We start from the raw sequence: 12861 nt of genomic DNA on the forward strand, positions 1-12861 counted from the left end.
CTCGAAAACTAGCAATGATTGAACCGCTTTGTCTATTTCGGTGATTGTTCAACGAAAACCTTGACGCGAACTATTGTTCTAATTTAGGGTGTGGGGCTATGAGGTTCAACGGGGGTGCAGCGCTGCCGTGGTCCCGCGTGGAGCGGATTCTGTCCGGCCGCCCGGGGCCCATTCCGGTGTCGGTGGACCATCTGCCGCAGCCCACGGATGAGCCGAGGGTGGGGCACTCTACTGTGCCCTTCGCGGAGTTGCATGCGGTGAGCTCCTATAGCTTCCTGCGGGGCGCGTCCGAGCCGGAAGAGCTTGTAGCGCGCGCCGTCGAGCTGGGTTTGCAGGGAATGGCGCTGGTAGATAGGGATGGCTTCTATGGGCTTATGAAGTTTGCGGAGGCTGCCGCCAAGGTTGGCTTGCCCGCAGTTTTCGGCGCGGAGCTGAGTCTTGAACCGGCTCCGCTGACCGTCCTAGCGCGCACCCCGGAGGGCTATCGCCGTTTGTCGCGGCTTATCTCCCGCGCGCGCATGGAGGCGGGGGAGAAGGGCGCGGTGTCCTATCCGCCGTTGGCGGAGGTTGCCGCGGAACTTCAGGATGACTGTCTCTTCCTTGTGGGGTGGGAATGGGCGGAGAATTTCGATCTTTTGATCGAAAGAATTAAAATAGACAGCATGGTTTTGGAGTACTCCTGTACCCAAACTCCGGAGGACGCCGACCACCACGCGGCGCTGGATAATCTCCCCGTTCCGCGAGCTATCGTCACGGCCCGCCCGGCTGCGGCTACGCGGGACCGTGCCAGGCTGGCCGGAGCCAAACACGCCTTGTCCCGGCGCCTCGCGCTTGCCGACGCCTCCCCCAACTCCCACCCCATGGGTGCTCCCTGGCTGCGCTCTGGGGAGCAGATGGCGCAATTGCTTCCAGACGGGCCAGAACTCATCGCGGAAACCATACGGGTCCTCGAAGAGTGCAGCTTCACGTGGGAGGCTTTGGCGCCCAACCTGCCGGATTTCGACGTGCCGGAGGGGCACAGCGAGATGTCGTGGCTCGAGCATCTCACCTTCGAGCGCGCGGCGGCGCGCTATGCCTCGCGTCCCGAGGAAATTCGGCGCAGGGCCTGGGAGCAGATGAGGTACGAGCTGGGCGTTATCAAGCAGCTTGGTTTTCCGGGTTACTTCCTTATTGTGTGTGACTTCGTGGATTTTTGCCGGCGGGAGAACATCCTGTGCCAGGGGCGCGGCTCGGCGGCGAATTCGGCGGTGTGTTTCGCGCTGGGGATTACGAACGCGGAGCCGATCTCCGCCGGCCTGCTTTTTGAGCGCTTCTTGTCCCCGGACCGTGATGGCCCGCCGGATATTGATATCGATATTGAATCCGGGCGGCGCGAGGAGGTTATCCAGTACGTCTACGCCAAGCATGGCCGCGAGCGTGCCGCGCAGGTGGCCAACGTGATCACCTACCGTCGCAAAGGCGCGCTGCGGGATGCTGCCCGTGCGTTGGGCTATCCGCAAGGCTCGGCCGATGCGTGGTCGAAGGGGATTGCGCCCGCGCCTGGCGACGTCGAATCCTTAGCCGAGCAGTTCCTCGGCCAGCCGCGCCACCTGGGTATTCACTCTGGTGGCATGGTGCTGTGTGACCGGCCGATTGCGGATGTCGTGCCCGTGGAATGGGCGCGCATGGAGAACCGTTCGGTGCTGCAGTGGGATAAGGACGATTGTGCTGCAGCTGGCCTGGTGAAGTTCGACATGCTGGGCTTGGGCATGCTCGAGGCCCTGCATCACATGATGGATTTGGTGGAAGAGACCACGGGCCGGAAGGTCAACCTGTGGGAGCTGGACCTGGCGGATCCGGAAGTCTACGACATGCTCTGCCGCGCGGATGCGGTGGGCGTGTTCCAGGTGGAATCGCGCGCGCAGCTGAGTACGCTGCCCAGGCTGAAGCCGCGAGTCTTCTTCGACCTCGTCGTGGAAGTCGCGCTCATCCGGCCGGGCCCCATTCAAGGTGGGTCGGTGCACCCGTACCTGCGCCGCCGCGATGGTAAAGAGCCGGTGGAGTATGACCACCCGGTGCTGGAGAAGTCCTTAGGCAAGACGCTGGGCATTCCGCTCTTTCAGGAGCAGCTCATGCAGATTGCGGTCGATGCGGCTGGGTTCAGCGGCGCGGAGGCTGATGACCTGCGCCGTGCGATGGGGTCGAAGCGCTCCCCGGAGAGGATGGCCGCGCTCAAGCAGCGCTTCTACGACGGCCTCAAGGAAACCAACGGGATTACCGGGGAAATCGCGGACAAGCTGTGGGCCAAGATCGTGGCTTTTGCCGCCTATGGTTTCCCGGAGTCTCACTCGCAGTCCTTTGCCTCCTTGGTGTACTTTTCGGCGTGGTTTAAACGCTACTACCCGGCGCAGTTTTGTGTGGGCCTGTTGCGTGCGCAGCCGATGGGTTTCTACTCGCCGCAGTCTCTTATCCAGGATGCCCGCCGCCACGGCGTGAAGGTGCTACCGGCCACCGTCAATGATTCAGGCCGTGAGGCCCGCGCCGTGGTGGGGGAGGATGGCCAGGTGCGTATTCGTTTGGGGCTCAACCTCATCAAGGGGTTGGGCGATAAGGCCGCCGATCGCATTGAGGCGGCCGCGCCGTTTGCTAGCGTCCCGGATCTCTCCCGCCGCGCCGACCTCACCGTCGATCACGTGGAGGCCCTCGCGGTGGCGGGGGCCCTGGATGTCTTTGGGGTGGAGCGGCGTCAAGCGCTGTGGCAAGCGGGGGTTGCCGCGACGGAGCGAGAGGGGATGCTGCCGGGGCTGTCGGCCATCGCGGCGCCCGCGCTTCCCGGGATGAGTGCGTTTGAGCTCATGGCGGCGGATGTGGCGAGCACCGGCGTGACCCACAACCAGCAGCCGATGGAGCAGGCGCGCGGGGCGCTGCGAGACCGCGGGATACTGTGTGCCGCGGACTTGCCAGGCGTGGAGGACGGCACTCGCGTGCGCATTGCCGGGGTGGTCACGCACCGCCAGCGCCCGCAGACTGCAGGCGGTGTGGTGTTCTTTGGATTGGAGGATGAGACCGGGTTGATGAACGTCATGGTCACGCCCGGTTTGTGGGCCCGGGACAAGGTCACCGCCCGTACCGCGCCCGCGCTCATCGTGCGTGGCATCGTGCAGAATGCCTCTGGCGCGGTCACCATTGCCGCGGACCAGCTGGAGCCGCTGGCCTTTGGTGAGGCACTCTCGCGCGGCTCGCGGGACTTCCGCTAAGTGGTCTACTCCTTTGAGATGAGCTCGTCGCGGTTCATCTTTCCGGCGAGGGAGCGCGCCACCGAGAAGGGCAGCCACACCAGCAAGAGCAGGATGAGCTTGAAGTAGAGCAGGGATACGAACACGCCATCCATGATGGGCATGGTCCTTGCTCCCCAGCTAATGATGCCCGTGAGCAGCAGCAGAATGACAAGTGCGGCGAGGGAGTACTTGAGGCCGTCGTCGCGCGCTTCGACGTGCTGCTGCATCTGGTACTCATCGAGCTCCGCTGTGGGCAGGTCTGCCGAGTTGATAGTTGTGCGCAGGCGCGCGGTCATCAGTGCGCACAGCAGCGTTCCGAGGGCGGCCACCATCAGTGAGGTGAACAGGTCCCAGAACTGCAGGGGGAGGGAAAGGATGATGAGGCCGGCGGATAAGTCGGCCAGGGTGATGTAGCGCTTGCGGGTCTTTACGGAATCGGGAATAGAGGCGGACATGTGTGGTTTATCCTTTGCGATAGATTTCGGAGGACATAGGGGTGAATTCGGTCCGGGAGAACACGGCTTCCACAGGCAGGTTGAAGACTTCGCAGATGTTGAAAGCGAGATCCAAACTGGGGGAGTGGTCGCCGCGTTCGAGCGCGCCGATGGTTTGGGGGTTGACCCCAATCATCTCGGCAAGCTGCGCACGCGTCATGTCCCGTTCAACGCGGAGCACGCGCACCCGGTTAAATAATGGGCGTGTGGGCTTTTTCTTTGGGGACATGCATCACAGTGTTGTATAAACCCAACGACTTGTCAAGGGTCCGTGTTAAAATGGTGGCATGAATCCGGTATCGCCTAAGCTCACCAAGGCCCGCTACATCACGAATTTGAGCTGGGATATTATCCTCGCCGCCCTCGCAGCAGCCGCTGCATATTTCTTCTGGGACTGGCTCTACTGGGTGGCCGGCGCACTCGTTGTGTGGGCGCTGTATGAGCTCTGGCTCATTCCCGCGCAGGTGAAAAACCTAGGTTGGCAGGAGACCGCAGACGAACTCTTAGTCACCCGCGGCAAAATCTGGCACACCTTCACCGTCGTTCCCTATGGCCGTATCCAGTTCGTCGACGTCACCGCCGGCCCCGTGGAACGGGCGATGGGACTGAAAAAGGTGAAGCTGCATACGGCGTCGCCAAGCAGCGATGCCACCATCCCCGGCCTACCCGCAGTTGACGCCGACGCATTGCGCGAACGCCTCGCCATCAAGGCACGTGAGAGGATGAGCGGACTGTGAAGGATCGCGCGCTTGTCGACGTCGACGGCTACACCCGCGTCCATCGCCTCACCCCGCTGCTGCGCTTTTGGTCGCTGATTCTAGCCCTGGTGGCCGTCTTTGTTCTCAATATCAACGCCTCGATGCTCTCCGACGTTCTGTCCTACCTGCAAGGTGGTCACCTAGGCGAGGTTGGACGCGGAACGCTGCTCGGTATCGGTGGCTTCGTGCTATTGTGCGCGGTCATCTGGCTGGTGTCCAGCATCTGGTGGCGCAAGTTGGGCTACAAGCTCACCGAGGATGAAATTGCACTACGGCATGGTGTTATTTCCACGTCATTCCGCTCCGCGCGCTATGAGCGCATTCAGGCTGTGGATGTGGTGGAATCCGTCATTGCACGCTTGCTGGGATTGGCTACGGTGCGCGTGGAGACCGCTGGCGGTAGGTCATCCGTCATCAAGATCGAGTACCTGTCCAAGGCGAAGGCGGAAGAGCTGCGTGAAGAATTGCTGCGCCGCACGCACGGAGGGGGCTCGGCAACTGCACCGAGCGTGGAGGTAGAGGAAGAACCCGCCGCGGATGCCTTGATTCCGGAGATTCCTATCCTGCGCACGCTTCTTGCGGAGCTGTTTCGTCTTCCCACGCTCGTGACCGCGATCTTCATCGGTGGGTTGCTCTTCATTCCTGGCATGTGGACGGCGCTTCTGCCGGTCATCGTGGGCTACCTAGGCCGCGTGTGGAGCCTGGTGGATTCCTCGTGGACGTTCACCGCGCTTCACGACGCCCCCTCTAACTCCCTCAACATCTCCTATGGCTTAGCGGATCGTCGCCGTCAGACCATCCGCATCAATCGCATCCACGGTGTTCGGGTCAGCCAGCCTTTGTTGTGGCGAATGTTTGGCTGGTACGAGGTGCACGTGTCGGTCGCAGGCTATGGCGCGAAGAGCAGCGGCAAACAGTCAGGTTCTACGCGCATCCTGCCGGTAGGTACCCGCGAGCAGGCACTGGAGCTGCTGGCGCTCGTTTCTGATTTGGACCGCACACAGATTGAGGACTACGCCCGACCCGAAGGACACACGCAGCCCACGTACACCTCGCCGCGGCGCGCGACGTGGGTCAGCCCCGTTGACCGCGCGCAGCAGTCGGTGACGTTGGTGGATGAACCCCAGCCGGTCGCCATCGTCCACCGCGGACGCATCAACCGCCGCGTCATGGTGATTGGCACCCCGCATATCCAGGAGCTCACGCTGAAAGTGGGGCCGTTGAGCCACCTCGCCGGCGTGCGCACCGTGCGCTTTGACCTCGTCGCGGGCCCAGTCAGGATGGCGGGTCAGGACCTCACACCTGCCGACGCTTCCGAGCTTCTCACACGCCTGCGCACCCGCCGCTTGCCGGCTCTGGAGGGGCCGATTAGCGGTCCGCAGGGCGGCGAAGCTTAAGCAGCACCGGCCCGCGGGTGCTGCTGGGGCCCGCGCAGGCAGAGGCCGCGGAACAGGACCCGCACCCGCCCGCGGGGCACGAGCCCAGCGGCTCCATGTCGAGCACACCGGAAGCGGTGAGATGGTCAAGGATGAGATCCACCGTGCCGGGCTCCAGCCCCGTCTTCGCGGCGATGGCGGCACGCGAGCGCACGCCAGATTCGATAGCTCCTTGCACGGCCTGAATGGGGGAGGCGGGCATTAGATAAACACCTTCACTGCACAAACACCTTCAGAATCTGGAAGGCCGCTACGGCCAGTACCCACGCGGTGACTAGCTGCATGCCGAACCCGAAGAGCGTCCACCGCCAGCCAATCTCACGACGCTGCGCCGCAATCGTGGCCACGCACGGCGTGTAGGCCAGTAGGAAGAGCATGTACGCCCACACCGCTGCCAGGGTATGGCCGCCGGACGCCTGCTCGAAATCTTGACGCACGTGGTCACTGAGCGCGCTGTGGGATTGCTCTTCGGCGGAAGCATCGGTGACATCGTCGACGGCGTAAGTCTGTGCCCATGTCGAAATCAGTGCCTCCTTGGCCACGAAACCGGTGACCAGCGGGCCGGCCAGGGACCAGGAATCGAAGCCTGCCGGAGCAAAGGCCGGAGCGATGGCGTGGGCAACTGCGCCGTAAGCAGAATCCTCCGGGGCCGGGGGCTCGCCCAAGGTGGTGTCGTGTACGGCCGCGCCGACGGGGATGGCCATGAGTAGCCACACCACGACCACCGTGCTCACGATGATGCCGCCGGCAGTGTTCAAGAACCCCTTCAAGCGCGTCCACATGACGCTCAGCGCCAACCGCGCGGTGGGCAGCTGATATGTCGGCAAGTCAATGACCAGCGCTTCCTCCGGAACCGCGCGCCACAGAGTCTTGCGCAGCGCCAAGCCCACGAGTACGAGTAGCGCAATCGAGATGACGTACATAAGAAACACCACGCTGCCGGCATGGTCGGGGAAGAACGTGGCCGAGAGCATCACGAACACCACCAAGCGTGCCGAGCATGACGTAAACGGGATGAGCAGCGCAGTCATGATGCGGTGGCGCGGGCTGCCCAGCACGCGCGTGGCCGAAATCGCCGGCACATTACAGCCAAAGCCCACGACGATCGGGATAAAGGCCTTGCCCGGCAGGCCAATGGCCCGCATCAGGCGATCCGTCACCACCGCCGCGCGTGCCATGTAGCCGGAATCTTCCAGCACCGCCAGGCACAAGAACATCAGCGCCATGAGCGGGGCAAAGGTGAGGACCATGCCGACGCCGCCAATGAGGCCGTCGACAAGCAGGCCCGTAATGAGCGGGTGACCCAGGCCGATGGCCTCAAGCCCCGCCCAGGCCCAATCGCTCAGCGGCCCAGAGACCAACGCCTCCAATCCGTCCTGCAGGGGCGCTGCCACCGTCGTGGTGATCTGGAAAACCAGCCACATCACGGCCAAAAACAGTAGGGGTCCTACAACCGGGTGGAGTGCCACGGCATCGAGTCGGTGCGAAAGCGGAGTGGCGTGCTCGACCTCGCTCACCGAGGCCTTCGCCGCCGCATCAAGCTCCGCGAAGCGCCCCTCCAGCCCGGTATCCTCACGCAGCTGCACCGGGTGGTGAGCCAAAGACTCGAGCACGACCTCGCGCAGCTTCTCGACGCCTTCCCTCCTACGCCCATCAACCACCACCACCGGGATGGAGGTCGCCTCGGCGAGCGCTGCGGCATCAACCGCCTGGCCTTGGTTAAGGGCCACGTCGGTCTTGGTCAGGGCGATGATGAGGCGGTACGGCTGCTCTGCCAGCTGGAGCGCGACGTTGAGGCCGCGGGCCACCGCGGTGGCATCGACGACCACCACGACGGCGTCGGGGCGCTCGTCCTCAGCACACTCAATGAGCATGGCGCGGGTCAGCGCCTCATCCGGGCTGAGCGGATCGAGCGAATAGGTGCCGGGAAAATCAATGAGATCGGCGGTAGACTCACCAAGTTTCCATGCGCCGCGGCTGACCTCCACCGTGGTTCCCGGCCAGTTGCCGGTCTGCGCTTTCGCACCGGTCAGGGCGTTGAACAGGGTGGATTTACCAGAGTTGGGGGAGCCGACAAGGGCGAGGATGGGTGCGCCAGCAGGGGCGAGCGCGCCGCCCGGATCGCCGTGGCAGCTAGGGGAGGAGGCCATGGATAAGCTAGACCTCGATGGCCTTAAGCGTTGCTTTATCGATGGCGTAGCGGCAGTTGCCCACCGATACAACTCGCGCGCCACCGGCCACGCGTGGACCCATTGTCAGCGTGGCGCCGGGACGGATCCCCAGCTCGCCAAGGCGCACCGCCAAAGCGGCATCGCACGTGCAGGAAATACATTCGCTACCCAAGGTTACGGTGCATCCGGTGGGGATGGCGTCGGCAGTCTGCCGTGGGCACCCAGACAACATATGGTCGGCTCTCTTCCTATCGTGTATTCCTATATAGGTTACCCTAAGTAAAGAAGAAACTACCTACTCCTGAAGTGCACTTCTTAGGTGATCCTCACCACGCGGCGCGACTGTGCCGCGTGGCGTTGCACTAGTTAGTCCAGCTGCCCACCTGGCGCAGCATCTGGCGGTTCTTCAGACGCGAGCGGCCGAGCTTGCGAGACATCCGGTCAAGAATTTGGATGGCCTCCGTGATGTGCGGGCCCTTGTTGAGCATGACGCACTCCGCACGCAGGGCGTAGCCGGCGTCGGTGATTTCGGCACGTGAGGGAAGGCCGGTCTTAGCCAAGGTCTCCAGCACCTGCGTGGCCATGATGACCGGGATGTGCGCGGCCTCAGCAAGCTTCATGATGCGCCCCGGAACCTGCACCATGCGCTCAAAGCCCAGCTCCACGGCGAGGTCACCGCGCGCAATCATGATGCCGAACTTCTCGTGGCGCATGCCCTCCAGCAGCACAGTACCCAGCTGTTCATATGCGGGCACCGTCTCGATCTTGAGCACGACGCCCAGGTTGCGCACGCGTTGCGCCATGTCCTCGGACTCCTGTGCGGCGGCGATGTCGTCGAGGGTGTCGTAGAGGAAGGAAACGTCAGCAGGTGTGCGGATGAAGGACACCGCTGCGATGTCGCAGTGCGTGGCGACGAAACGCAGCGCCGCAATGTCCTCCTCGGTGAGGCTGGGCAGCGGGATGTCGGTCTCCGGAAGGTTGATGCCCTTATACGCTGCCAGGTTGGTGCCGTTAGGCCCAGCGTGCTCAATAGCAATGACGGCCTCGCGGTCCTCGCCCTGAGTGCGGATTTCGGTAACGCGGCCCGAAATGGCGCCGTCATCGAAAATCACGGCATGCCCCACCTCGAGCGCGGTGACGACCTCCGGGATGGTGCAGCCAATCGTTGTCACTTCGCCTTCCGCAATCCGCGCCGGCTCCTGCGAGGTGCTTAGCACCAGTTCATCGCCGCGGTGGAGGCGAATTTTCTGCTCTAGTGCGGGAACCCCGCGCACCTGTGTCGTCTCGGCACCGTGGCTGAGCACCGTACCCTCCGCTAGGTAGCAATTGCGCTCGCCGCGCAGCACCGCCACGTCCTCCTCTACAGACTCCACGGTGAAGGACCGCGAACGGCCGCGAGCCTCGGTAAAACGCACCTCGCTGCCCGGTTCCAGATCGGTCAGCCACGCGCCGTCAACCTCTACGGCGATGGCCGGGCGAGCCACGCTTGCCGACGCCCCCTTCGCCACCTCCTGGGCTTTCTCGGCCTGGGGGACGTCGTAAAGCACCAGCGTCGGCGGGGATAACAATTCACCCGCCGCGGAGCGCTCGCCGCGCACCCGAACCACTCGCGGCCCCGGCTCGATGGCGCCGGTGCGCACCTTGGGGCCGGCAATATCGCAGGAAATGAGAATCTCGCGACCCACCTCCGCGGCGGCGCGGTGGACGTGCTCGACCATCTTCTCCCAGGCGGCCTCACCGTCGTGGGCACAGTTGATGCGGGCCAGCTCCATGCCCGCGCGGGCAAACCCCAGAACAAGGTCGTAATCCTCGGCGGCTTCGGACGGAAGAGTCACCATGATGCGGGCATGGGTGCCCTCCTGTGTCGGGCCGAGGAGCGCCTCGGTGTTCGCGTCGAGGATGTCGTCAGCATCCGCATAGGCGGTGGCGATGGCCTGCATGGGGTAGGTCGGAGCCTGGCCGTCGAAAGCATCGAGCACGTTGCGCGCCGCATGCAGGCGCTCCAGCACCGCCGGCTCCGGGTGGCTCAGGCTCGTCGCGCCCAGCGCACTGAGGCCTTCTTGGACCTCCACCGCATCCTGGGAACGCAGTGCCATATAGCGCACCAAGTTGACCGCGCCGGGGCGGTGATTGGGCGCAACCTTGGCAATAGGTTCGGTGTATTCGGCGGTGGCCTTCTCGACGCGGTCAATCAGGGCATCAAGACGCGGGCGCAAACTCGACATGGTGGGCTCCTTCCTGGTGGATATCACCCTTATTGTGCCGCTACTTACTAGATCGCGCCACGGAAGCGCTAGAGCTATCCGTGGATGGTCAGCCCCCAGTGATTAATGGCGCTGCCGATCTCCATGGCACCGAGAAGAGTCTTGTTGCTATCGGAGACGTTGGAACTGACTCCTAGCGCCCACACTCCGGAGTCATCCACCGCGAAGATCGCGCCGCCCGAATCGCCGCGATCAGAGATATTTCGAAAGTAGAAAAGGCCGCCGTTGCCAATACTTTCAAACTCACCGCACGAGTACCCGGTCGTTGCACCGAGCCGACAAATCATCATGTTTCTTTGCTGTGCTTCCTGCGGTGTGATCCATCCCTGCATGGGCAGATCGAGCGGGAGGGTAGATCTATAGCGGGCGTCGCCCGTAATTTCGATGAGGCCGATATCAGTGCCGTAGATGCCTCCGTCGGCAGACTCTTGAAGGTAAGACTCGACCATCTCTCCCACGTAAGACCAATTGTTCTGTGCATCGCTCACATAAAACTGGTCCCCGCGATCACCGCAATGGCCTGCGATAATGATGAATAAGCGCTCTCCCTTGGAAGCGAGAAAACCTGTTGAGCACGTGCCATTTCTGGTCTCGTTGACAATTCTTCCGCCAGGGACGATTCCACCTGGCTGTTTTAGCCATTCCCAGTCAACAGAGTTGTGATAGTAGATGCCTCGGTTGTCGTCGCGCCCCCTTTGGCCGGAAGCATCGTTTCCTGGGTCGATTACGGACCGCCTCACTGGCGGCTCAGCTGAGTTTTGCTGCTGGCGATTCGTTGAAGTGCTGGCCGAAGTTGTGTTTTTCAACGTCGCAGTAGGCGTTGTGGGGGCAGCGAGAATCTCCGAAATTTCGGCCCCAGCCGAGTTTTCAGTGGTGGTTTGGGAGTCAGATGCGGACCCGGCATCGGTGTTAGAACAACTAGTAAGCAGTACCGCGGCGCTGAGGGCCGCGAGAAGACGGTTGCGGCCCAGAGAAGCAGTGGTGGTGTGGAGAGCCATACAGACACTTTCGGTAGCGAGGACAGGATACAAGCAGGCTGTTCACAGCTAATGGCAGTGTACGGCACGCTCCATGTTCCTTGCGACCGTTTAGATCGCGCCACGGAAGCCGAGCTGCCGCCAGGCCTCGTACACGGCTGTCGACGCCGCGTTGGACAAATTCATCGAGCGCCGCGCCGGCATCATGGGAATGCGCACCCGTTCAGTCACGCGCGGGTGGAAGGCGTGTTCCTCCGGCAGTCCGGTCGGTTCGGTGCCGAAGAGGAGGACGTCACCCTCCTGGTATTCGACGTCCGTGAACCACTTATCCGTGTGGGTGGTGAAGGCGAAGACCCGCGCGCCGGGGAGGGCCTCCATACAGGTGTCGAAATCTTTGTGGATCTTGAGATCTGCCAGGTCGTGGTAGTCCAGGCCGGCGCGCTTGAGGTGCTTGTCCTCGAAGTTGAAGCCGAGTGGCTCGATGAGGTGCAGGCTCGCGCCCGTGACGGCGGCGGTGCGGATGGCGTTGCCGGTGTTGGTGGGGATCACGGGGTTGTCGAAGACGATGTGCAGGCTGCTCATAGGCATCAGTCTAGGATGGTGGGCATGAGCGCTACCAAACTAGATGGAAACCTGTACCGCGACGAGATTTTTGAGGACCTGGCCCAGCGCGTGGCCGCCCTCAAAGAGAAGGGGATTACCCCGGGCCTGGCCACGGTCCTGGTGGGTGATGACCCGGGCTCGCACTCCTATGTGAAGATGAAGCACCGCGACTGCGAGAAGCTCGGCATCAATTCGATTCGCAAAGACCTGCCTGCTGACGTTAGCCAGGAGGAACTCGAGCGCGTCATCACGGAACTCAACAATGATGAGGCCTGCACTGGCTACATCGTTCAGTTGCCGCTGCCGAAGCACCTGGATGAAAACCGCGTGCTGGAGCTTATCGACCCAGCTAAGGACGCCGACGGCCTGCACCCGATTAACCTGGGCAAGCTGGTGCTCAACGAGGACGCCCCGCTTCCGTGCACCCCGAACGGTTGCATCCACCTGCTGCGTCGCTTCGGTGTGGAGCTGAACGGTGCGAAGGTCGTGGTTATCGGCCGCGGTGTGACCGTGGGCCGCCCGATTGGCCTCATGCTCACCCGCCGCAGCGAGAATTCCACGGTGACGCTGTGTCACACCGGCACCAAGGATCTGGCCGCGGAGACTCGTGCGGCCGACGTCATCATCGCTGCCGCCGGCAAGGCGCACATGCTCACCGCCGATATGGTTAAGGAAGGCGCCGCGGTTCTCGACGTCGGCGTCTCCCGCGTCGATGGCAAGCTCGCCGGCGACGTGGCTGAGGACGTGTGGGAGAAGGCCGGCTTCGTCTCCCCGAACCCGGGTGGTGTGGGCCCGTTGACGCGCGCGTTCCTGGTGAGCAACATCGTTGAGCGCGCCGAGAAGCTGGCAGCTCAGTAGCTAGCAGCAGTTCCATGCCCACGCAGAGCCCCCGGGAGCGTCC

The 12861-nt window shown here is 63.1% G+C and carries 12 protein-coding genes; 4 read left to right on the plus strand and 8 right to left on the minus strand.

Annotated elements, in window-relative coordinates:
• Positions 1–98: 98 nt before the first annotated feature.
• Positions 99–3236, plus strand: coding sequence for an error-prone DNA polymerase (locus M5J09_RS03135; RefSeq protein ID WP_257156921.1), 3138 nt, complete (start codon positions 99–101; stop codon positions 3234–3236).
• Between the two features lie 5 nt (positions 3237–3241).
• Here M5J09_RS03135 and M5J09_RS03140 read toward each other — a convergent pair whose 3' ends face one another.
• Together M5J09_RS03140 and M5J09_RS03145 are read right to left on the minus strand one after the other, a co-directional pair.
• Positions 3242–3712 carry a hypothetical protein gene (locus M5J09_RS03140; RefSeq protein ID WP_257156922.1) on the minus strand — a complete coding sequence of 157 codons (471 nt, stop codon included), beginning with the start codon at positions 3710–3712 and terminating at the stop codon, positions 3242–3244.
• A gap of 7 nt (positions 3713–3719) precedes the next feature.
• Positions 3720–3980, minus strand: a complete 261-nt coding sequence (locus M5J09_RS03145; protein ID WP_042529477.1) for a helix-turn-helix transcriptional regulator — start codon at positions 3978–3980, stop codon at positions 3720–3722.
• Positions 3981–4038: 58 nt separating this feature from the next.
• On the opposite strand from M5J09_RS03145, the gene M5J09_RS03150 reads away from it, so the two are divergent.
• Together M5J09_RS03150 and M5J09_RS03155 are read left to right on the plus strand one after the other, a co-directional pair.
• Positions 4039–4488 carry a PH domain-containing protein gene (locus tag M5J09_RS03150; RefSeq protein ID WP_042529479.1) on the plus strand — a complete coding sequence of 150 codons (450 nt, stop codon included), beginning with the start codon at positions 4039–4041 and terminating at the stop codon, positions 4486–4488.
• Positions 4485–5906 carry a PH domain-containing protein gene (locus M5J09_RS03155; RefSeq protein ID WP_257156923.1) on the plus strand — a complete coding sequence of 474 codons (1422 nt, stop codon included), beginning with the start codon at positions 4485–4487 and terminating at the stop codon, positions 5904–5906. Before M5J09_RS03150 ends, M5J09_RS03155 begins: the two co-directional genes overlap by 4 nt.
• On the opposite strand, the gene M5J09_RS03160 is transcribed toward M5J09_RS03155, so the two are convergent.
• The 6 genes from M5J09_RS03160 to M5J09_RS03185 all read right to left on the minus strand — a co-directional run bounded on the left by M5J09_RS03160 (position 5878) and on the right by M5J09_RS03185 (position 11939).
• Complete coding sequence (locus tag M5J09_RS03160; protein ID WP_257156924.1) at positions 5878–6147, minus strand: FeoC-like transcriptional regulator; 270 nt, start codon at positions 6145–6147, stop codon at positions 5878–5880. The genes M5J09_RS03155 and M5J09_RS03160 overlap by 29 nt on opposite strands.
• Positions 6148–6160: 13 nt before the next feature.
• On the minus strand, positions 6161–8095 hold the full coding sequence (gene feoB, locus M5J09_RS03165; RefSeq protein ID WP_257156925.1) for a ferrous iron transport protein B: 1935 nt from the start codon (positions 8093–8095) through the stop codon (positions 6161–6163).
• 7 nt (positions 8096–8102) lie between these two features.
• The gene (locus M5J09_RS03170; protein ID WP_070536889.1) at positions 8103–8348 is read right to left on the minus strand and encodes a FeoA family protein; all 246 of its coding nucleotides are present in this window, start codon (positions 8346–8348) and stop codon (positions 8103–8105) included.
• A 130-nt stretch (positions 8349–8478) separates the two neighbouring features.
• Positions 8479–10365: a pyruvate kinase gene (locus M5J09_RS03175; protein WP_374982095.1), complete on the minus strand. Its 1887-nt coding sequence runs from the start codon at positions 10363–10365 to the stop codon at positions 8479–8481.
• A 50-nt stretch (positions 10366–10415) separates the two neighbouring features.
• Positions 10416–10868, minus strand: a complete 453-nt coding sequence (locus M5J09_RS03180; RefSeq protein ID WP_141741451.1) for a hypothetical protein — start codon at positions 10866–10868, stop codon at positions 10416–10418.
• A gap of 600 nt (positions 10869–11468) precedes the next feature.
• A complete protein-coding gene (locus M5J09_RS03185) occupies positions 11469–11939 on the minus strand; it encodes a tRNA (cytidine(34)-2'-O)-methyltransferase (RefSeq protein ID WP_042529493.1) in 471 nt (156 codons plus the stop codon).
• A 24-nt stretch (positions 11940–11963) separates the two neighbouring features.
• Between M5J09_RS03185 and M5J09_RS03190 the strand changes: the two genes are divergently transcribed.
• On the plus strand, positions 11964–12818 hold the full coding sequence (locus M5J09_RS03190) for a bifunctional methylenetetrahydrofolate dehydrogenase/methenyltetrahydrofolate cyclohydrolase (RefSeq protein WP_257156927.1): 855 nt from the start codon (positions 11964–11966) through the stop codon (positions 12816–12818).
• Positions 12819–12861: the final 43 nt, after the last annotated feature.

Source organism: Corynebacterium sp. BF-R-2 (genome assembly GCF_024586525.1).
Taxonomy (GTDB): Bacteria; Actinomycetota; Actinomycetes; order Mycobacteriales; family Mycobacteriaceae; genus Corynebacterium; species Corynebacterium singulare.